Annotated in this window: 21 protein-coding genes; 18 read left to right on the top strand and 3 right to left on the bottom strand. The window is 37.5% G+C overall.

Going from position 1 to position 20,191, the window contains the following annotated elements; genetic code table 11:
* Nucleotides 1-17: 17 nt before the first annotated feature.
* The gene (locus tag JG537_RS07060; RefSeq protein ID WP_199544598.1) at nucleotides 18-689 is read right to left on the bottom strand and encodes a Crp/Fnr family transcriptional regulator; all 672 of its coding nucleotides are present in this window, start codon (nucleotides 687-689) and stop codon (nucleotides 18-20) included.
* A gap of 61 nt (nucleotides 690-750) precedes the next feature.
* Between JG537_RS07060 and JG537_RS07055 the strand changes: the two genes are divergently transcribed.
* Entirely contained in the window at nucleotides 751-1,911 is a 1,161-nt protein-coding gene (locus tag JG537_RS07055) for an MFS transporter (RefSeq protein ID WP_199544597.1), read from the top strand.
* A gap of 12 nt (nucleotides 1,912-1,923) precedes the next feature.
* Entirely contained in the window at nucleotides 1,924-2,778 is an 855-nt protein-coding gene (locus tag JG537_RS07050) for a MurR/RpiR family transcriptional regulator (RefSeq protein WP_199544596.1), read from the top strand.
* A gap of 115 nt (nucleotides 2,779-2,893) precedes the next feature.
* On the opposite strand, the gene JG537_RS07045 is transcribed toward JG537_RS07050, so the two are convergent.
* Entirely contained in the window at nucleotides 2,894-3,277 is a 384-nt protein-coding gene (locus JG537_RS07045; RefSeq protein ID WP_199544595.1) for a VOC family protein, read from the bottom strand.
* A 17-nt stretch (nucleotides 3,278-3,294) separates the two neighbouring features.
* Nucleotides 3,295-4,140, bottom strand: coding sequence for a Cof-type HAD-IIB family hydrolase (locus JG537_RS07040; RefSeq protein ID WP_199544588.1), 846 nt, complete (start codon nucleotides 4,138-4,140; stop codon nucleotides 3,295-3,297).
* Nucleotides 4,141-4,453: 313 nt separating this feature from the next.
* On the opposite strand from JG537_RS07040, the gene rpsO reads away from it, so the two are divergent.
* The 16 genes from rpsO (at nucleotide 4,454) to rpsI (ending at nucleotide 19,717) form a co-directional block, all read left to right on the top strand.
* A complete protein-coding gene (gene rpsO / locus JG537_RS07035; protein ID WP_003063161.1) occupies nucleotides 4,454-4,723 on the top strand; it encodes a 30S ribosomal protein S15 in 270 nt (89 codons plus the stop codon).
* A 490-nt stretch (nucleotides 4,724-5,213) separates the two neighbouring features.
* On the top strand, nucleotides 5,214-7,895 hold the full coding sequence (adhE, locus tag JG537_RS07030; RefSeq protein ID WP_199544586.1) for a bifunctional acetaldehyde-CoA/alcohol dehydrogenase: 2,682 nt from the start codon (nucleotides 5,214-5,216) through the stop codon (nucleotides 7,893-7,895).
* A gap of 177 nt (nucleotides 7,896-8,072) precedes the next feature.
* Nucleotides 8,073-8,303, top strand: a complete 231-nt coding sequence (locus JG537_RS07025; protein ID WP_132869171.1) for a GlsB/YeaQ/YmgE family stress response membrane protein — start codon at nucleotides 8,073-8,075, stop codon at nucleotides 8,301-8,303.
* Nucleotides 8,304-8,506: 203 nt separating this feature from the next.
* Nucleotides 8,507-10,693 carry a polyribonucleotide nucleotidyltransferase gene (pnp, locus tag JG537_RS07020; protein ID WP_199544584.1) on the top strand — a complete coding sequence of 729 codons (2,187 nt, stop codon included), beginning with the start codon at nucleotides 8,507-8,509 and terminating at the stop codon, nucleotides 10,691-10,693.
* A gap of 43 nt (nucleotides 10,694-10,736) precedes the next feature.
* Nucleotides 10,737-11,492, top strand: coding sequence for an SseB family protein (locus JG537_RS07015; protein WP_199544576.1), 756 nt, complete (start codon nucleotides 10,737-10,739; stop codon nucleotides 11,490-11,492).
* A 16-nt stretch (nucleotides 11,493-11,508) separates the two neighbouring features.
* Nucleotides 11,509-12,126 (top strand): serine O-acetyltransferase, encoded by a 618-nt coding sequence (gene cysE / locus JG537_RS07010; RefSeq protein WP_199544574.1) that lies wholly within the window; start codon nucleotides 11,509-11,511, stop codon nucleotides 12,124-12,126.
* Between the two features lie 32 nt (nucleotides 12,127-12,158).
* A complete protein-coding gene (cysS, locus tag JG537_RS07005; protein WP_199544572.1) occupies nucleotides 12,159-13,505 on the top strand; it encodes a cysteine--tRNA ligase in 1,347 nt (448 codons plus the stop codon).
* Nucleotides 13,498-13,899, top strand: coding sequence for a Mini-ribonuclease 3 (locus JG537_RS07000; RefSeq protein ID WP_074482951.1), 402 nt, complete (start codon nucleotides 13,498-13,500; stop codon nucleotides 13,897-13,899). The genes cysS and JG537_RS07000 overlap by 8 nt, the downstream gene beginning before the upstream one ends.
* 60 nt (nucleotides 13,900-13,959) lie before the next feature.
* Entirely contained in the window at nucleotides 13,960-14,709 is a 750-nt protein-coding gene (gene rlmB, locus JG537_RS06995; RefSeq protein ID WP_074482950.1) for a 23S rRNA (guanosine(2251)-2'-O)-methyltransferase RlmB, read from the top strand.
* Nucleotides 14,710-14,755: 46 nt separating this feature from the next.
* Nucleotides 14,756-15,268, top strand: a complete 513-nt coding sequence (locus JG537_RS06990) for an NYN domain-containing protein (RefSeq protein WP_199544570.1) — start codon at nucleotides 14,756-14,758, stop codon at nucleotides 15,266-15,268.
* Nucleotides 15,269-15,424: 156 nt separating this feature from the next.
* On the top strand, nucleotides 15,425-16,285 hold the full coding sequence (locus JG537_RS06985) for a DegV family protein (RefSeq protein ID WP_132870015.1): 861 nt from the start codon (nucleotides 15,425-15,427) through the stop codon (nucleotides 16,283-16,285).
* 82 nt (nucleotides 16,286-16,367) lie between these two features.
* Nucleotides 16,368-16,850, top strand: a complete 483-nt coding sequence (locus JG537_RS06980) for an ABC transporter permease (RefSeq protein WP_199544569.1) — start codon at nucleotides 16,368-16,370, stop codon at nucleotides 16,848-16,850.
* Nucleotides 16,851-16,962: 112 nt separating this feature from the next.
* The gene (locus JG537_RS06975) at nucleotides 16,963-17,592 is read left to right on the top strand and encodes a helix-turn-helix transcriptional regulator (protein WP_199544567.1); all 630 of its coding nucleotides are present in this window, start codon (nucleotides 16,963-16,965) and stop codon (nucleotides 17,590-17,592) included.
* Between the two features lie 104 nt (nucleotides 17,593-17,696).
* Nucleotides 17,697-18,653, top strand: coding sequence for a ketopantoate reductase family protein (locus JG537_RS06970; RefSeq protein ID WP_199544565.1), 957 nt, complete (start codon nucleotides 17,697-17,699; stop codon nucleotides 18,651-18,653).
* A 202-nt stretch (nucleotides 18,654-18,855) separates the two neighbouring features.
* Nucleotides 18,856-19,302, top strand: a complete 447-nt coding sequence (gene rplM / locus JG537_RS06965) for a 50S ribosomal protein L13 (RefSeq protein WP_074482944.1) — start codon at nucleotides 18,856-18,858, stop codon at nucleotides 19,300-19,302.
* A gap of 22 nt (nucleotides 19,303-19,324) precedes the next feature.
* Nucleotides 19,325-19,717, top strand: a complete 393-nt coding sequence (gene rpsI / locus JG537_RS06960) for a 30S ribosomal protein S9 (RefSeq protein WP_003067667.1) — start codon at nucleotides 19,325-19,327, stop codon at nucleotides 19,715-19,717.
* Nucleotides 19,718-20,191: the final 474 nt, after the last annotated feature.

Below are 20,191 nucleotides of genomic sequence, written 5' to 3'. Positions count from 1 at the left end.
ACGAGAAAGCTAAAGGCTCAGTTAGTAATCTTCAAGTCAATGAGTTGCGCCATATCTTTGATATAATAGTTAGGGCGACGTTTTTCAATAATTCCTAAATCGATAAATTCATGAATGACACGAAGTAAATGTCGGTAGCTGACACTGAAGGAATCAGCAAGATTAGTTAATTCTAGTTTGAAGACACCTTTATCTTCGATAGCCAAGATATGAGTAGCTAGGCGTTCTTTAAGTGTGTAATTCAAATTCGTTGAGGCATGGATGTTTTGCTCATAAAGTGACTGAGCTAGGCCTCTGCTAAGATTTAGGAGTAAATCATTATCAGCTAATAATTCTTTGCGAATCCCAGTCAAGGGAAGTTGGATAACCAGAGTATCTTCAAGTGCAATAACTGAAGAAACGATAGGTTGATCGGTTAATAATTCAATATCACCAATCAGAGTTGGTTTTTCTTTAATATCTAGAATATGTTCTTTACCGTTAAATAAACGACGAACAATTTTTAATTTTCCTTTAGCGAAAAAAGAGAGTGCAGTTAAAGCTTCTCCTTGGTGACAAATAGCATCTCCGGCTACTAATTCACGAACTTGTAATTTATCAAAATAATGTTTAGGAAAGATTTTTTCAAGCTGATAGTCTTGAATATATTGTTCTAAAGACACACAGACCTCCTTTGTGACAAAAGTCATATTTTTATGCGCTAACTTTGATTATACTGGAAATGATGAAAAAAACAAGTAAGGAGTTTCTATGAAAACATTTTTGGAGAAATTTAGTCTCCTATCTTTATCTTTGATGCTGGTCTCGACCTTATCACCGTCGACAGCATTACCCCAAATGATTACAACATTTCATCAGCAAGGATACGCTGCTAGTCAGGTAGAATTTCTATTTTCACTATCATCTTTTGCGATTCTTGCCATGTTGTTACTAAATCCAATTACCGAACGTCTAATCTCTGAACGTCTCAGCATTATTCTTGGACTTTTATTAATTGCCTTTGGTGGTAGTATGCCTGTAATGTTGCAGAGCTACTCATTAGTTGTGGTCTCACGTGTTTTACTTGGTATTGGAATTGGTTTTATTAACTCACGTGCGATTAGTATCATCAGTGAAACTTATGCTGGTAGAGAACAAGCTCAAATGCTCGGTCTTCGTGGATCGTTTGAAATTATTGGTAACGCCTTGTTGACCATGATTGTTGGTTTTCTTGTTGTTCTAGGCTGGTCATGGACATTTAGTGTTTATTTATTTGCTTTACCAATCCTCGTGTTCTATCTTCTTTTTGCACCAAAAGCTAAGGTAGAAGTTAAAGATACCCCAAAAGAATCACGTGCTAAGTTTACGAAAGCTGATATCTTATATATTGTTGGTCTATCGTTATTAGCAGGTTTTGTGATTAATATCAATAGTGCAAATAGTCTTCGAATCCCAGTTATTGTTGACCAATTGCATCTTGGAAGTCCACGTCAAGCAAGTCTTATCTTGAGTGGTATGATGCTTATGGGAATTCTCTCAGGAATCTGTTTTGAAGCTTTGTTGGTTCGTTTTAACAAAAATTTGATCACTGTTTCATTGCTTCCGTTTGCTCTTGGGGTGTTTATGCTTGGTGTGGCGCACAATCTCTGGTTAATGCTTATCGGAGCAATGCTTTCAGGGTTTTGGTACAGCATTGTGGTTACAAGCGTATTTAGCAATGTGTCAAATAAAATATCGCCACAATTGATTGGACATGCGACAACTTTGGTTCTGCTATTTTGTAATTTTGGCGGAGCTAGCGCAGCCATTGTCCTCAGTCTTTTTTCAAAAATCAATCCACAACCTGGTTTTGCCTTTGTGATTTATGCTATTATTAGCCTAATAATCAGCCTTGTCTTGATGTTAAAAACACGCTTTTTAAGCCAAAAATGATACAATAAACCTATGAAAATGATACAAAGGTTACAATTACTAGAACACCTAACACCGACAGAACAGATTTTAGTGGATTATTTAAAAGAAAATCCAGAAGAATTTATTGGCTTAAAGCCAAGAGAAGTCTCAGATAAACTTTTTATTTCTGTTTCGACCATTTACCGCTTGATTAATAAGCTGGGATTGCGCGGGGTCAATGACTTGAAATTACTTTTGCGAACAGATCTCCAACAAGGTCAAAATCACCAAGTCTCAGATATTGATTTTCCAATTTTAGAAACGGATACGCATTATGAAGTGATGTTGCGTTTAAAAGAAGTTTATGAGCGAACAATTGAGGATACCTTGGGTTTAGCAGACCCAGAAACGTTGGTTTCTGCTGTTGAAAAAATGTCAAAAGCAAACATCATCGACATTTATACTTCATCAGCGAATCTGTATTTTGCGGAGAATTTTCAATTTCAAATGCAGGAGATTAATCAGCTGGTGACGGTACCAAAAGACGACTATATCAAGAGTTTGACAGCGACAAATAGCGATAGTAGTCACTTGGCTTTCGTGATTTCGTTTGGTGGTCGCGGCTCTTCAATGGAGGCCTTTTGCAAGATATTGAAGAAAAATCAGGTACCTATTATTCTCTTGACATCAACACAAGGAAATCCCTTGACAGCTTATGCTGACGATATTATTTACATGGCTTCTTCTGAAAATCACTACAATAAGATGTCGTCATTTTCGACACGAATGACCTTACTTTATTTGTTAGATAGTTTGTACTCTTTGTATTTCCAATTAAATTACGACCAAAATTTGGCATTCAAATTGAAAGCTTACGAGCGAATGGCCAAAACAAAAAAAGAATAAAAAACTTGGTAACTACTCCTAATACCTATCTGATTAGGATTTAGCCCAAGTTTTTTGTTTGCTATAAGTGAGATTCGCAAATGCTGGATAGGTAATCTTCCCATAGCAAAGCCTATTAAACAGTCAATTCTAAACGATTTCCTTCGGGGTCACAAACGACGGATTCGTAGTAACCGTCACCAGTTGTTCGGGGGTGACCTAAAACATGATAGCCATCGTTTTCAAGCTGTGCCGTTAACTGATCAACGGCTTCTTTACTACCAAGTGAGATGGCTAAATGAGCAAAGCCAAGACTCTCATTAACACCTTCAGAAATGTCCTCGCGATGACACAATTCCAATCGAGCAGCATTGTCAGGGAAGCTTAAAAAGTAGGAAGAAAAACCTGTTCGTGGATTGTGATAACGTTCAGAAGCCATTGTTTGAAAGTATTTAGCAAAAAACTCTTTCATCGTTTCTAAATCATGTACCCAAACACCAATGTGTTCAATTTTTATCATTTTTATCTCCCGTTTAATCAAATGTTAAAGTAATCTCGTAACGTTTCAGCGATACCGTCCTCGTCGTTAGAAAGGGTAATAATATCGGCAATGTCTTTCAATTCTTGCACAGCATTTGCCATTGCCACCGCAGTCCCAGAATAAGTCAGCATACTAGCATCGTTTTGTCCGTCACCAAAAGCAATCATATCCTCTGGTTGATAATCAAGCGGTGCTAAAACAGTATCCAAGGCTTTTGCCTTGTCGATTCCTTGAGCAGTAAATTCATAATAAAAATCTGCCGTAAACATTGAACTGAGTTTGCCTTCAAATGGTGCAGCAATTTCTTTGTAATGTGCAGCAAGATAATCGCTACTGCCAGCCAATAAGATTTTATTGAGCGGGAAATCAGCAAAGGCAGCCAAATCACGCTTTTCAGCTAGCAAATATTTACCGCCACGTGATTCGTATTCAATGATATTAATGTCTAGATTCTTTTTCTCCCAGTGAATCATGTTGTTATAGACATCGTTGACGTACATATAATCCCCTTTGCTAATCATTGGGATGACATCAAATTGTTTCACGTGTTCAAGAACTGCTTGTCCTTCTTCAACCGTCATGGCCTGATTGAAAAGAATATCGCCAGATTCACAATCTACTACCACAGCGCCATTATAAGCCACTAAAAGCCCGTGGTGCTTGTCCATTGCTAATTCTTTAGCAAAATCCTGCATACCACTTACAGGACGACCAGAAGCCAAGATGAGACGTGCTCCTTGTTCTTGAGCGGCTAAAAGAGCTTCTTTTGTTTTAGGAGTGATTTTTTTCTCGCTGTTTGTCAATGTTCCGTCAATATCCATGATAATTAAAGATTTTGTCATAAGAGTTCTCACTTTCTTGTTGTTTGATTTCAGTATAGTTGATTTTGGAAAAGATGAAAATAGCTGAGCGTTGTTTAGAATGTTCTTGTCATTTTTTCTGATTTTCTTGATAAATTTTTGAAAAAAGTTTTTCAAACGGACGACTTCCAAATAACTTTTAGATGACCTTAGCTAAAAACATTAAAAACCTTTGACAAAAGCAGCAGTAATCTGCTACAATAAGGACTGTCGTATGACAAGTAACTTTTTCTTGGTTGTAGGAAACGCCAAAAACCTACGACTCGGATGAAGCAATATAAAGGAGAAAAATATTATGGCAATCTCAAAAGAGAAAAAAAATGAAATCATTGCTCAATACGCACGTCACGAAGGTGACACAGGTTCAGTTGAAGTTCAAGTAGCTGTTCTTACTTGGGAAATCAACCACCTTAACGAGCACATTAAACAACACAAAAAAGACCACGCAACTTACCGTGGATTGATGAAAAAAATCGGTCACCGTCGTAACTTGTTGGCATACCTTCGCCGTACAGATGTTAACCGTTACCGCGAATTGATCGCATCACTTGGTCTTCGTCGTTAATCTGACGTTAGGTCAAGTAAAAGCTTCTTGGATTTTCCAAGAAGCTTTTTTTGTGTGCAAATGCTTCGTTTGATTAACAAAATTAATCAACCTCCCATTGGGTGTATTTTAATGAAAATGAGGTTTTATATAGCATTAAAATGTCAAAAGTGACAAAAGTATTAATATAAAAGGAAAAACGCAAGTATAATTTGTATCCCCTTACATTGCCTTTACAATAAAAATGAAAAAGCTTACAAAAAACACTTGACCTTTTTTTGAAAAAGGGTTAATATAATTGGTGAAGAATATCACAATGATATGATGATTAAAGAATTTAACTGTTGATTTTGTGTAGTTTTTATAGTGAAGAGAACCTCAAGTAGTGACGTTGAGTTTTGAAATTCCAGACTATACGGTCTTGTTTTTATTTTAGTATCAATCATTAATATAGTTCTTCTCAAAAAATGAGGCACTTATTTTTAAGGGTACTTATAAGGAGGTTTTCTTAATGGCTAAAGCAACAAATGCAGATGTAAAGAATAACGAGTTGAGCGCTGAAGAGTTGGCTCAACAGTACACTGGAGCTCTTGTCGAAAAAGCTCTTGAAGCTGAACGTATTTATGCAACTTATTCACAAGAACAAGTTGATAATATCGTAGCAGCGATGGCTCTTGCAGGTTCAGAAGCTTCACTTGAATTAGCAAAAGAGGCTCATGTAGAAACTGGTCGTGGTGTCGTTGAGGATAAGGATATTAAGAACCACTTCGCTACTGAGTACGTTTATGAACGTATTAAAAATGAAAAAACAGTAGGTATCATTGGTGAAGATAAGGTTTCAGGAAGTATCCAAATTGCTGCACCTCTTGGTGTTTTGGCTGGTATTGTTCCAACAACAAACCCAACATCAACAACCATGTTCAAAATTTTGGTAGCTCTTAAAACACGCAATGCGATTGTTTTTGCCTTCCACCCACAAGCACAAAAATGTTCAGCACATGCAGCTCAAATTCTTTACGATGCTGCTATTAAAGCTGGTGCTCCAGAAAACATTGTTCAATGGATTGAAACACCATCTCTTGCAAACACATCAGCGCTTATCCAAAATCCGAAAATTGCTTCTATTTTGGCAACTGGTGGACCTGGTATGGTAAATGCCGCTCTTAAATCAGGTAACCCATCAATGGGTGTTGGTGCTGGTAACGGTGCTATCTACGTTGATGCAACTGCCCATGTTGATCGTGCTGTAGAAGATTTGTTGCTATCAAAACGTTTTGATAACGGTATGATTTGTGCAACTGAAAACTCAGCAGTTGTTGAAGCACCAATCTATGATGAATGGCTTCAAAAAATGCAAGATAAGGGTGCCTACCTTGTACCTAAGAAGGACTATAAGAAAATTGAAGACTTTGTCTTTAATGATAGACACGGAGTTAACGGTCCAGTTGCCGGAATGCCTGCCACTTGGATTTGTGAACAAGCCGGTGTCAAATTACCAGAAGGTAAAGATGTTCTCTTGTTTGAACTTGATAAGAAAAACATTGGTGAAAAACTATCTTCTGAAAAACTTTCTCCACTCCTTTCAGTTTATAAAGCTAAAGACCGTAAAGAAGGTGTTGAAATTGTTGAAGCACTTCTTGACTACCAAGGTGCAGGACACAATGCTGGTATTCAAATTGGTTCACAAGCAGACCCATTTGTTGCTGAATATGGTGATGCTGTGAAAGCATCTCGTGTCTTGGTTAACCAACCAGATTCAGTCGGAGGTATCGGTGATGTCTACACAGACGCACTTAAAGCTAGCTTAACACTTGGAACAGGATCATGGGGGAAAAATTCATTGTCACACAATCTTTCAACTGGCGATCTCTTAAATGTTAAGACAGTTGCTAAACGTCGCAACCGTCCTCAATGGATTCGCCTACCAGAAAAAACATACTACGAAAAAAATGCTATCTCTTATTTGCAAGACGAATACGAATCAATGCAACGTGCTTTGATTGTTGCTGACCCAGGTATGGTTCAATTTGGTTTTGTTGATACTGTCCTTGCTCAATTGGCATTGCGTGATGAAAAAGTTGCGACATCAATTTACGGCACTATCAAACCAGACCCAACACTTGGTCAAACAATTGAAATCGCAAAACAAATGCGTGATTTCAAACCAGATACAGTTATTGCAGTCGGTGGTGGTTCAGCACTTGATGCGGCTAAAATTGCACGTTACATCTATGAATACTCACTTGATCAAGAAGCTGATTTTCTTGATAGCTACGAAAACGTCAGCGAACTCTTCTTACGTTTGCAACAAAAATTCATTGATATCCGTAAACGTATCGTAAAATTCAAACATCAAACAGCAACTCGTCTCTTCTGTATCCCAACAACATCTGGTACAGGTTCAGAAGTAACACCTTACGCTGTTATTACTGATGATCATACTCACGTTAAATATCCATTGACTGACTATGAATTGACACCACAAGTTGCTATTGTTGACCCAGAATTTGTTATGACAGTGCCAAAACGTACCGTTGCTCTTTCTGGTTTGGATACTTTGTCACATGCCCTTGAAGCTTATGTTTCAGTTATGGCATCTGATTTGACTCGTCCATGGTCTCTTGAAGCTATTAAATTAGTTATCGAAAACTTGGAAGATTCTTATAACTATGATCCTAAGAATCCTACACTTCGTGGCGAACAAGCACGTGAAAATATGCACTATGCTGCAACACTTGCAGGTATGGCCTTCTCAAATGCCTTCCTAGGTATTAATCACTCAATCGCACACAAAACTGGTGGTGAATTTGGTCTTCCTCACGGTCTAGCTATTTCAATCGCTATGCAACATGTTATTCGTTACAATGGTGTTGCAGGAAATGTGAAACGTTCAGTCTTCCCACGTTATGAAGAATATCGTGCACAACGTGATTACGCTGATATTGCTCGTAGCCTTGGTCTTCAAGGTAAAGATGATGCAGCATTAGTAGAAGCACTTTGCCAACGTATTGATGCTTTGATGAAAGCAGTTGATGTTGATCCACGTCTTTCTGCAAATGGTGTTACAAAAGAAGCCTTTGATGCAGCAGTTGATAAATTAGCATCACTTGCTTACGATGACCAATGTACACCTGCTAACCCTCGTCAACCATATATTGCTGAGTTGAAACAATTGTTGATTGACATGTTCTAATATTGCATTGTTCAATGCTTAAAAACCTCCTGAAAAGGAGGTTTTTGTGTTTTTAATTTAAGAAAAGTAGTCTTTTAAATGGTGCTTGCTTTTTAATTTTCGCACACGAGAAATTATGATAGAATGGTGGTGTAAAAAAGCAGATTTTTTAAATAAAGGCATAAAAAGGAGAATGTTATGATTGGGTCATTAATTGTTGGTGCGCTTATTGGGATAATAGCAGGAGCTATTACGAAAAAAGGTGAATCAATGGGATGTATTTATAATATTTTTGCAGGACTTGTTGGTTCATTTGTTGGTCAAACTTTATTTGGTTCTTGGGGGCCAAGTTTGGCAGGTATGGCGATTTTACCATCTATTCTTGGTGCGATTATTGTCATTGCTGTGGTGGATTTATTATTTAGATGATAGATGTCAAAAGATATAACAGAGTAGCTATTTCGAGATAGCTACTTTTTTTGCGCTTTCGGTCTTAGAGCTCTGCCATTTCCTCTAAAATGTGATAAAATAATGGAGATACGTGGTTTTATGCAAAGACGAGTTTATAAGTCTTTTACAGATTGGTTTTTGTAGAAAACAGACGTATCAAAAAAATTGTTAGAGGAATAAAAATGTTAAAACAAACTTTTGAAACAACCTTTGCTGGTCGACCACTTGTTGTTGAAATTGGTCAAGTTGCTAAACAAGCTAATGGCGCTGCAGTAATTCGCTACGGTGAATCAACAGTTCTTAGTGCGGCTGTAATGTCTAAAAAGATGTCTACAGGTGACTTCTTCCCACTTCAAGTTAACTACGAAGAAAAAATGTACGCCGCTGGAAAATTCCCAGGTGGTTTCAACAAACGTGAAGGACGTCCAACAACTGATGCGACATTGACAGCTCGCTTGATTGACCGTCCAATTCGTCCAATGTTTGCAGAAGGTTTCCGTAATGAAGTTCAAGTGATTAACACTGTTCTTTCTTATGACGAAGATGCTAGTGCACCAATGGCAGCTATGTTTGGTAGCTCATTAGCCTTGTCTATTTCAGATATTCCATTCAATGGACCAATCGCAGGGGTTCAAGTGGCTTATATCGATGGTGAATTTATCATCAACCCATCAGCAGAACAAAAAGAAGCTTCACTTCTTGAATTGACTGTTGCTGGTACAAAAGAAGCAATCAACATGGTTGAATCTGGTGCCAAAGAATTGTCAGAAGATATCATGCTTGAAGCTCTTCTTAAAGGTCATGAAGCTGTCAAAGAATTGATTGCTTTCCAAGAAGAAATCGTCGCAGCTGTTGGTAAAGAAAAAGCAGAAGTTGAATTACTTCAAGTTGATCCAGTATTGCAAGCTGAAATTATCGCAGCCTACAACGCAGATCTTCAAAAAGCTGTTCAAGTTGAAGAGAAAAAAGCGCGTGAAGCAGCAACAGAAGCTGTTAAAGAAGAAGTCACTGCTGTCTATGAAGAACGTTACGCTGATGACGAAAACTACGAAACAATTATGCGTGATGTTGCTGAAATTCTGGAACAAATGGAACATGCTGAAGTTCGTCGTTTGATTACAGAAGATAAGATTCGTCCTGATGGTCGTCGTGTTGATGAAATTCGCCCATTGGATGCTGAAATCGACTACCTTCCAAAAGTTCACGGTTCTGGTTTGTTCACACGTGGACAAACACAAGCCTTGTCAGTATTAACACTTGCTCCGATGGGAGAAACACAAATCGTTGACGGTCTTGGGGCTGAATACAAAAAACGTTTCTTGCATCACTATAATTTCCCACAATTCTCTGTTGGTGAAACTGGACGTTATGGTGCACCTGGTCGTCGTGAAATTGGTCACGGTGCTCTTGGAGAACGTGCCCTTGCTCAAGTTTTACCAAGTCTTGAAGAATTCCCATATGCTATCCGCCTTGTAGCTGAAGTTTTGGAATCAAATGGTTCATCTTCACAAGCTTCAATCTGTGCAGGTACTCTTGCCCTTATGGCTGGTGGTGTTCCAATTAAAGCACCAGTAGCTGGTATCGCCATGGGATTGATTTCAGATGGTAGCAACTACACAATCTTGACAGATATTCAAGGTCTTGAAGATCACTTTGGTGATATGGACTTTAAAGTTGCTGGTACACGTGAAGGTATTACGGCACTTCAAATGGATATCAAGATTGAAGGTATCACTCCTCAAATCTTGAAAGAAGCTCTTGCCCAAGCTAAGAAAGCTCGTTTTGAAATCCTTGATTTGATTGAAGCAACTATCCCAGCACCACGTACACACTTGGCACCAACAGCACCAAAAATTGACACTATCAAAATTGATGTTGATAAAATCAAAGTGGTCATTGGTAAAGGTGGCGAAACAATCGATAAAATCATCGAAGAAACTGGCGTTAAGATTGATATTGATGATGAAGGAAATGTATCAATTTACTCATCTAATCAAGCGGCTATTGATCGTGCTAAAGAAATCATCGCTGGTTTGGTTCGCGAAGCAAAAGTTGGTGAAGTTTATCATGCAAAAGTTGTTCGTATTGAAAAATTCGGTGCTTTTGTCAATCTCTTTGATAAAACAGATGCTCTTGTTCATATTTCAGAAATTGCTTGGACACGTACAGCAAATGTTTCAGATGTACTTGAAGTTGGCGATGAAGTTGATGTCAAAGTTATCAAAGTTGACGATAAAGGTCGTGTGGACGCTTCAATGAAAGCTTTGCTACCACGTCCACCAAGAGCTGAAAAAAATGAACACAAAAAACATTCACCATTTGGTGGACACCTACGTGATCACAAAGAAAAACACGATAGTATCGACTAAGATTTTTTCTGATTGATTATCTCTTATATTGTGGAGTTTAACGATGACAAATTTAAATGAACTTGATATTCGTTTGCGTGCCTTTGTTAACGCACCAGACAACTTTTTAGATAGTATTGCTCTTGTCAATGCTTTACATAACATTCCAGTTTTGGCTAGTGATCAACCGTATGCTCTTGATATTGAAGGGCAAAAGGTGACTCCTGTCTTTTCTGACAAAGAAGATCTTGAAAACTTCAAAGAAGAGCAAGAGAGCGCTAAAACTCAAAATTGGGTAGAACGTCCAACACTGGATGTTTTGAAAGAAGTCATTGAAAAAGGATTAACAGGGATTGTCTTTAACCTTAAGAAAACAGGTGATTTTGGCAATTCTACAATTTTCAAAAGTAGTGAATTGATCCAATTTTTGAATGCTTACACAACTATTTTGAACAAACTTATGGGTGAAGAAAACCTTGCTGCAGATACTTTGGATAAATACTATCTAGTTCCTGCATTTGTTCACCCACGTGATGATAAAAGCTTTGACCGCATGTTCCCAACAATGTCTACCCCAGAAGGTAAAAGCTATGTTCCAGCCTTTTCAAATCTTCAAAGTTTTGCGAAATGGTATAACCACAATGAATTTGGTGCACCTTTCCGTAAAGCGCAAGGAAGTATTTTAACATGGCGCTTAGCAGATATTTATCAACCAGGACATGGTGAAAATGATATTGATGAAACGGTCGGAGTTGCAATTAACCCGTTTGATGACCAACAAATTTTAGTTGATTGGTCTGAAATCGACGAAGATGACTAAAAAGAAAGGAGAAGATATGGGTTGGTGGAAAGAAAGCATAGATATCGTAAAGAAAAATGATCCAGCGGCTCGTAGCTCTCTGGAGATTATACTAACTTATCCTGGTGTCAAAGCTTTGGCCGCGCATCGTATTTCACATTTCTTATGGAAACATGGTTTGAAACTATTAGCGCGTATGCACAGTCAATTCTGGCGCTTTTGGACACAAATTGAAATTCACCCAGGGGCTGAAATTGCTGAAGGCGTCTTTATTGATCATGGTTCAGGTCTTGTTATTGGTGAAACAGCAATTGTAGAAAAAGGAGTTATGCTTTATCATGGTGTGACTCTGGGCGGAACTGGTAAGGATGTTGGAAAACGTCACCCAACTGTACGTGAAGGAGCGCTTGTTTCTGCCCACGCACAAGTTATTGGACCTATCGAAATCGGTAAAAATTCTAAAGTAGGTGCAGCAGCTGTTGTTGTTTCAGATGTTCCTGCAGATGTAACAGTAGTCGGAGTGCCAGCGAAAGTTGTTCGTGTTCATGGTAAAAAAGATGAAAATGCTATTCATGACCTCGAAGAACATCGTGAGTATTACACATCAAAATTGGAAGAAGCACGCTATCAAAGTTTACATTCATCAAAACTTTAATGGAAAGATAAATGGAGATTGGAGGAAGGAACATGACAATTAAGATTTATGATACAATGACTCGAAGTCTTCGTGACTTTGTCCCAATTACTGAAAATACAGTTAACATGTACGTCTGCGGGCCAACAGTTTACAATTATATCCATATCGGAAATGCTCGTAGTGTTGTTGCTTTTGACACGATTCGCCGCTACTTTGAATACCGTGGTTACAAAGTTAATTACATCTCTAACTTTACTGATGTTGATGATAAAATCATCAAAGGTGCAGCAGAAGCTGGTATGGATACGAAAGCTTTCTCAGATAAATATATCGCAGCTTTCATGGAAGATGTTAAACAACTTGGTGTGAAACCAGCAACTAAAAATCCTCGTGTCATTGACTATATGGATGAAATTATTGACTTTGTAAAAGTCTTAGTGGACAAAGGTTTTGCTTACGAAGCAAACGGAGACGTATATTTCCGTGTCGCTAAAAGCAAAAACTATGCTAAGTTAGCCAATAAAACTCTAGAAGATCTTGAAGTAGGGGCTAGTGGTCGCGTGGATGGTGAAGGTGACATTAAGGAAAATCCTTTGGATTTTGCACTATGGAAAGCTGCTAAACCTGGTGAAGTTTCTTGGCAAAGTCCATGGGGACAAGGTCGTCCAGGCTGGCACATTGAATGTTCAGTAATGGCGACAAGTATCTTGGGTGATACCATTGATATTCACGGTGGTGGTGCTGACTTAGAATTCCCTCACCATACGAATGAAATTGCTCAATCAGAAGCTAAAACTGGTAAGACATTTGCAAACTATTGGATGCACAATGGTTTTGTTAACGTGGACAATGAAAAAATGTCAAAATCACTTGGAAACTTCGTAACAGTTCATGATATGTTAAAAACTGTCGATGGCCAAGTGCTACGTTTCTTCCTTGCGACACAACAATACCGCAAACCAGTGAACTTTACTGAAAAAGCAGTTCATGATGCATCGGTTAACCTTAAATATTTGAAAAATACCTTTACCTTGCCGCTTGGAGAAGCTGTTGATTCAGCTGAACTTGCAAAATTCAAAGCTGATTTTGAAGCAGCAATGGACGATGACTTTAATACAGCAAACGGTATTACAGTTGTCTTTGATATGGCAAAATGGATTAATTCAGGAAACTACGATCAAGCAACTAAAGATACTTTTGCTAAAATGTTAGCTGTTTTTGGTATTGTTTTTGAAGAAGAAGTGCTTGATGCTGATATTGAAGCTTTGATTGAAAAACGCCAAGAAGCGCGTGCAAACAAAGATTTTGCAACAGCTGATGCCATTCGTGATCAATTAGCGGCACAAGGTATTAAACTTCTTGATACCAAAGATGGTGTGAGGTGGACACGTGACTAAGGTAGATGTCAATCTGATTAATGGTATTGCTCTTGCGTTTGAAGGCGATGCGGTTTATTCTATGTATGTTCGTAAACACTTGATTTTTCAAGGCTTAACGAAACCTAATCAATTACACCGTAAAGCTACAAGATACGTCTCAGCCAAAGCTCAAGCCATGTTGATTAATCTAATGCTTGAAGAAAAGCTCTTGTCTGAAAAAGAAGAAGAAATCTACAAACGTGGTCGTAACACCAACAGTCACACCAAAGCCAAAAATGCTGATGTCGTGACTTATCGCATGTCAACAGGGTTTGAAGCGGTGATGGGTTACCTTCATATGACAGATCAAATTGATCGTCTGGAAGAACTTATCGATTGGTGTATTCAAGCTGTTGAAAAAATTGAAGATTAAGCAAAAAATAAAAATAGCCGGTTCTCGCATGAGAGCTGGTTTTCATGTTATAATAACACTATGAAGAACAAAGATTTTAATGAAGCAAACGACATCGTTTACGGTGTCCATGCAGTAACGGAAAGTTTAACGGCTAATACAGGAAATAAACTCTACATTCAAGATGATTTACGTGGAAAAAACGTTGATCGAATTAAAAGTCTAGCAGCTGAAAAGAAAGTTTCTATCTCTTGGACGCCTAAGAAGACACTTAGTGAGATGACTAATGGGGCTGTTCACCAAGGTTTTGTTTTACGCGTTTCAGAATTTGCTTATGCTGAATTAGATAGCATTTTAGAAAAAGCTGCGCAAGAAGAAAATCCACTTATCCTTATCTTGGATGGGCTTAATGACCCACATAATTTTGGCTCAATCTTGCGAACAGCTGATGCTACAAATGTTACTGGTGTAATTATTCCAAAACATCGTGCAGTAGGTGTAACTCCAGTAGTATCTAAAACATCAACAGGTGCTGTTGAGCATGTGCCAATCGCACGTGTAACAAACCTTAGCCAAACACTTGATAAGTTAAAAGAACAAGGCTTCTGGGTGTTTGGTACAGATATGAACGGAACACCATCTCACAAATGGAATACTTCAGGGAAATTAGCATTGATCATTGGCAACGAAGGTAAAGGAATCTCACCAAATATCAAAAAACAAGTCGATGAGATGATTACGATTCCGATGAACGGTCATGTTCAAAGTTTGAATGCTAGTGTCGCTGCAGCAGTATTAATGTATGAAGTTTTCCGTCATAAAGTAGACTAAGATTCTTGTAAAGTCAAAAACTAGCCATCCATGAAAGGAATAAAAAATGAAGAAAAGAGTCCTCTTAGTTGATGGTTATAACATGATTGCCTTTTGGCAGGAAACGCGTCAACTGTTTAAGACAAATCGATTAGATGAAGCGCGAAATCTTTTGCTACGCAAGCTCAATAATTACGCCCATTTTGAAAATCTTGATATCATTTGTGTCTTTGATGCGCAATATGTTCCAGGTGTTCGTCAACGTTACGATGAATATAAAATTCAAGTCATTTTTACAGAAGAGGATGAAACGGCTGACTCATATATTGAGCGCACAGCTGCTGAGTTAAATACTCCACGTCACCTTGTAGAAGTGGCTACCAGTGACTTAAATGAACAATGGACCATTTTTTCACAAGGAGCTCTTCGTGTCTCAGCACGTGAGTTGGAACAACGTGTTAACACTGTTAAGTCAGATTTAGATAAAATGTCAAAACATATCGATTTAACCACCCCAAAGCTTCGCCCATGGAATGACGGACAAATGGATCAATTAAAACAGTTACTTGATGATATTTAAACTAGTAAACTTTTTAAAGGAGCTCGCTAAATGCGGGCTTTTTTGTTATAATAAAAAATAAATCATTTGATAATCAAAGTATTTTTGGTGAATGATTGTTATTTTAGACAATATGTTAGTTAAGAAAATAGTTTTAAGTATTAAAAAGGGAGAATTATGACTTTTAAATTAATAACAGATTCAACGGCAGATTTAGATGAGAATTGGGCGAATGATCATGATGTTGAAATTTTAGGCTTAACAGTTCAGCTTGATGGGGAAATTTATGAAACAGTAGGTCCTAATCGTTTGACTAGTGAGAAATTGCTTGAAAGTATGAAAAATGGTGGAAAACCAACAACCAGTCAAGTCAATGTAGGTCAATTTGAAGAATCTTTTCGTCGTCACGCTGAAAATGGCGATAAAGTCCTTTATTTAGCATTCTCTTCTGTGCTTTCTGGGACTTATCAAAGTTCAATGATTGCGCGTGATTTAGTGTTAGAAGAATATCCAGATGCTACGATTGAGATTGTTGATACGTTAGCTGCTGCAGGTGGTGAAGGGTATTTGTCTATTCTTGCAGCTGCAGCGCGTGATGAAGGTAAGACACTTGAAGAAACAAAAGCGATGATTGTCGATATTTTGCCACGTCTACGAACATATTTCTTGGTTGACGATCTTTACCATTTGATGCGTGGTGGACGTCTTTCAAAAACGTCAGCCATCATGGGCAGTTTAGCTAATATTAAGCCACTTTTGTGGATTGAAGCTTCTGGTAAATTAGTTCCTTTGGCTAAAATTCGTGGACGTAAAAAAGCATTGAGAGAAGTGGTTTCACAAGCGACACAAGCATTAGCTCACAGGACAGCTGTGGTTGCCTACGCCAATGACATTGAAGGGGCTGAAACGCTTAAAAAATCATTGTTAGAACACGAAGATATTGACAATGTTCTTATTATGCCATTAGGCCCAATCATTTCAGCACACGTCGGACCAGGGACATTGGCTGTCTTTACTATCGGAAAAGACGCACGATAAAATCAAAAAAGTGGACTTAGTCTGCTTTTTTTGTAAAACATAATGACGGTGATATTTAATATTTGAATTGGAGTGAGGGAAGATGGTTGTAGCTATTGAGACGGTTGGTTTGTGTCTGTTCTTTTTTATCTTGTGCTTTTTAGGGACAGGAACTGATGATAAAAATTTAAAAAGTTTTTCATCGTATCCAGATGAAGTTCAGACTTTGATAAGAAATAATGAGGATTATCGAGCAAAAGTTAAAACAACTAATAAGTGTGTGGCATTCTTGCTAAATTTTTTAATCTTTTTGGTAATATTATTTATTTTGGGAATAGCTATTAGAAAGCCAAACTTTTTACACAATTTCATTTGTTTAAGCATTATAGGACAAGGATTGAATTTGTTTGATTTACTTGTGATTGATTTAATTTGGTGGAGACGTATAAAACGCATTCGTTTTACAAAAATCCCTGAAAAGAACTTGTATCAGAATCCTAGAAAACATATAGAATCATTTTTAAGAGCTTTTGTGATGTATCTTCTGATTGCTGCAATAGATGGTTATTTGTTGCAATTTTTGTAACGTCAAATTGATGAATGGGCTGTGTCAAAGGAGTTTTGCTATGATGTCAAAAGGTATTTGCTAGTATTCAAATGAAAAAAAGAGGATAATTTTGGTGAAAGGCGGGAAAAGAATGAACATCAGTGAATTACGAAAACAAGAAAAATTGAGTCAGGATGATTTTGCTAATATTTTTCATGTCTCAAGACAGACTGTATCAAATTGGGAAAATGGGAAAAACTATCCAGATGTAGAAATGCTGGTTAAAATTAGTGATTATTTTGGCATCTCTGTTGACCAATTAATTAAAAAAGAAACTATACCAAGTGTAGCAAAAAATTCTGATAAGCAGAAGAAGCTGTGGCCAATGCTTGCTGTAATTGCCACAGTGGTTTGCCTTATCGGAGCATTCTTTTTGTATAACTATAATGAAGAACACTCAGTCAAGTTTTCAATGAAAAAAGATAAGACTTATGGTCAAAGTGCAACTAGCCAAAAAACTTTAGAAATTGCTAAAGGTTATTTCACATTACCAGAAGATGAAAAGTTGAATCTTAAAGTAAATGGGATGACAGACGATGGAGATTTACATTTAAGTATTGTTGATGAAAATAACAAGTGTTGCTATCAACTTGATGGCGATGAATTAAAAGATAGCCAAAAACTTTACTTTAAAAAAGGGTCTTATAAAGTTCAAATCACTGCTGACAATTATCACGAGAAGGTTGTTAGTCTGGACTATGATGTTCGTGTTAAAGGGTGAAATTCATAATAGTTATAACCAGCAATAAAAAAATCAATACCCTCAACCTGCTTTATTTCTTGAGAGAAGTGATATAATTTTAAAAAATCAAGGGAGGTAGATTGATGACTTTAACGTATGCAGTACTTGGAAGTGGTGCAATGGGATTACGATTTGGACTATTGCTGAAGGAACATTTGGGAGCTCAAGTAGACTTTATTGATACTTGGCAGGAACAAGTTGATACAATTCAAAAACAAGGAGGGGTTTATCAGTCACGAGATGGCGAAAACCGCCACTTGGTTCCGATTGATATTTACCTACCAGAAAACTACCATGGAAAACCAGATGTCTTGATTATTTTTGATAAACAGATGCATCTACAAAAATTATTAGAGCGAAGTAAACATTTCTTCAATAGTAATCAATACGTTTTTACTGGCATGAATGGCATGGGGCACATTGAAAAGATTAATCACTATTTTGTTCCTGAAAAAGTTTTGGCAGGGACTTGTTTAATTGGAACAGTTTTAAAAGCTGCAGGAGATGTCGATTTCATCGGAAAGGCTGGCGCAGGTTCAATTAATTTAGCTGCACAGTCCGGTCATGTCGATAGCGTTCAAAAGCAGATTATTGCTGATTTTAGTGCATCAAATCTTAATCCAAATCTGACAGATAATTTTTTAGGAACACTTTATACAAAGGTTGTTTTTAATTCAGTTATTAATACGATTTGCACACTTTTTGAAATCCGCATGGGCCAATATATTGATTATGAAGGTGCAGAAGCTTTAGGAAAACAATTAATTGATGAAGCCTATGATGTTGCAGAGTTGGCTGGAATAAAACCACTTGGCAGTCGTGAGCAAGAATGGGAGACTATTCGATATGTTAGTGCAGAAACAAGTCCGCTTCACTACCCATCAATGTATCAAGATATGAGTAAAGGCAGGGAGACAGAAGTTGACTATATCAATGGTTATATTTACGATTTAGGTGTAGCCAATGGTTATCAAGCTAAGACTCACGACTTCTTACGTCACTTGGTTCATTTGGCTGAAAATACTCGGAAATTCCGCTAACCGCTTTCGCCAAAAAGTGCAGAAAAAAGCTAAAAAAACTTAGAAAAGATGGTTCGTAAGTGTTGACTTACTACCACTTTTTTTGGTATTATAATAAACGGTATTGTTTACCCCATTTGTAAGGCCCCGGAACCTTTCAAATAACTCGTGGACCGGAACATCCACATTTTGTAAACAAAAACGAATTCGTATAGGAGAACTCATGAACAAAACAACATTCATGGCTAAACCAGGCCAAGTTGAACGTAAATGGTACGTTGTTGACGCAACAGATGTACCTCTTGGACGTCTTTCTGCAGTAGTTGCTAGCGTACTTCGCGGAAAAAACAAACCAACATTTACACCACACACTGATACAGGTGACTTCGTTATCGTTATCAATGCTGAAAAAGTTAAATTAACTGGTAAAAAAGCAACTGATAAAATCTACTACACTCACTCAATGTATCCAGGTGGATTGAAACAAATCTCAGCAGGTGAACTTCGTTCTAAAAATGCTGTTCGCTTGATTGAAAAATCAGTTAAAGGCATGCTTCCACACAACACTCTTGGACGTGCACAAGGTATGAAATTGAAAGTCTTCGTTGGTGCTGAACACACACATGCTGCTCAACAACCAGAAGTACTTGATATCAAAGGACTTATCTAAGAGAGAAAGGAGCATCAATTAAATGGCACAAGCACAATACACAGGTACTGGTCGTCGTAAAAACGCTGTTGCACGCGTACGTTTGGTTCCAGGTACTGGTAAAATCACTGTTAACAAAAAAGATGTAGAAGAATACATCCCACATGCTGACCTTCGTCTTGTTATCAACCAACCATTTGCAGTTACTTCAACTGTAGGTTCATACGACGTTTTCGTTAACGTTGTAGGTGGTGGATACGCAGGTCAATCAGGAGCTATCCGTCACGGTATCGCTCGCGCATTGCTTCAAGTAGACCCAGATTTCCGTGATTCATTAAAACGCGCTGGTCTTCTTACACGTGATGCACGTATGGTTGAACGTAAAAAACCAGGTCTTAAAAAAGCTCGTAAAGCTTCACAATTCTCAAAACGTTAATCAATACGATTATATCAACGTTTCAAGACATTCAAGATTTTTATCTTGGGTGTCTTTTTTTGCTTTTAAAAGCTAAATAGCTATCGCATTTGCTGAAAATCTGCGATATAAGGCTCTTTTAGAGCATAATAAACGTATGATAAGAAAAAACTAAGCATGAAAAACAGAACTGCTTTTAAGGGCTTAAAATAACTTTCAGGATTGATGCTAATGCTGTAAAAAACTATCAAAAAAGTGTTGACAGTGTAAATTAAGTTTAGTATACTAAATAAGCTGTTGTTTGAAGCAGCTAACATTTCAAACAGCTTTGAAAAAACTTAAAAAAGTTCTTGACAAAGCGAGTTAGAAATGCTAAACTAATATAGCTGTTGTCCGAGAGGGTAGCGGTAACAGATTTGAAACAAGTTTGAAAAAACCTTGAAAAAGGTATTGACAGCGAGTTTTAAATTTGATAGAATATAGAAGTTGTCTCTG

The organism is Streptococcus vicugnae, assembly GCF_016461705.1.
In the GTDB taxonomy this organism is placed as follows: domain Bacteria; phylum Bacillota; class Bacilli; order Lactobacillales; family Streptococcaceae; genus Streptococcus; species Streptococcus vicugnae.
The sequence above is the reverse complement of the archived record's forward strand: the minus strand, read 5'-3'. Positions and strand labels throughout refer to the sequence as shown.

Excerpts from the sequence above, each read along its gene's own strand:
- JG537_RS07045 (WP_199544595.1), bottom strand. The coding sequence starts at position 3,277 with ATGATAAAAATTGAACACATTGGTGTTTGGGTACATGATTTAGAAACG.
- JG537_RS07015 (WP_199544576.1), top strand. The coding sequence starts at position 10,737 with ATGACAAATTTAAATGAACTTGATATTCGTTTGCGTGCCTTTGTTAAC.
- adhE (WP_199544586.1), top strand. The coding sequence starts at position 5,214 with ATGGCTAAAGCAACAAATGCAGATGTAAAGAATAACGAGTTGAGCGCT.
- rplM (WP_074482944.1), top strand. The coding sequence starts at position 18,856 with ATGAACAAAACAACATTCATGGCTAAACCAGGCCAAGTTGAACGTAAA.
- pnp (WP_199544584.1), top strand. The coding sequence starts at position 8,507 with ATGTTAAAACAAACTTTTGAAACAACCTTTGCTGGTCGACCACTTGTT.
- JG537_RS06980 (WP_199544569.1), top strand. The coding sequence starts at position 16,368 with ATGGTTGTAGCTATTGAGACGGTTGGTTTGTGTCTGTTCTTTTTTATC.
- rlmB (WP_074482950.1), top strand. The coding sequence starts at position 13,960 with ATGAAGAACAAAGATTTTAATGAAGCAAACGACATCGTTTACGGTGTC.
- JG537_RS06990 (WP_199544570.1), top strand. The coding sequence starts at position 14,756 with ATGAAGAAAAGAGTCCTCTTAGTTGATGGTTATAACATGATTGCCTTT.
- JG537_RS06975 (WP_199544567.1), top strand. The coding sequence starts at position 16,963 with ATGAACATCAGTGAATTACGAAAACAAGAAAAATTGAGTCAGGATGAT.
- rpsO (WP_003063161.1), top strand. The coding sequence starts at position 4,454 with ATGGCAATCTCAAAAGAGAAAAAAAATGAAATCATTGCTCAATACGCA.
- JG537_RS07040 (WP_199544588.1), bottom strand. The coding sequence starts at position 4,140 with ATGACAAAATCTTTAATTATCATGGATATTGACGGAACATTGACAAAC.
- rpsI (WP_003067667.1), top strand. The coding sequence starts at position 19,325 with ATGGCACAAGCACAATACACAGGTACTGGTCGTCGTAAAAACGCTGTT.
- JG537_RS07060 (WP_199544598.1), bottom strand. The coding sequence starts at position 689 with ATGACTTTTGTCACAAAGGAGGTCTGTGTGTCTTTAGAACAATATATT.
- cysE (WP_199544574.1), top strand. The coding sequence starts at position 11,509 with ATGGGTTGGTGGAAAGAAAGCATAGATATCGTAAAGAAAAATGATCCA.
- JG537_RS06985 (WP_132870015.1), top strand. The coding sequence starts at position 15,425 with ATGACTTTTAAATTAATAACAGATTCAACGGCAGATTTAGATGAGAAT.
- JG537_RS07025 (WP_132869171.1), top strand. The coding sequence starts at position 8,073 with ATGATTGGGTCATTAATTGTTGGTGCGCTTATTGGGATAATAGCAGGA.
- cysS (WP_199544572.1), top strand. The coding sequence starts at position 12,159 with ATGACAATTAAGATTTATGATACAATGACTCGAAGTCTTCGTGACTTT.
- JG537_RS07055 (WP_199544597.1), top strand. The coding sequence starts at position 751 with ATGAAAACATTTTTGGAGAAATTTAGTCTCCTATCTTTATCTTTGATG.
- JG537_RS07050 (WP_199544596.1), top strand. The coding sequence starts at position 1,924 with ATGAAAATGATACAAAGGTTACAATTACTAGAACACCTAACACCGACA.
- JG537_RS06970 (WP_199544565.1), top strand. The coding sequence starts at position 17,697 with ATGACTTTAACGTATGCAGTACTTGGAAGTGGTGCAATGGGATTACGA.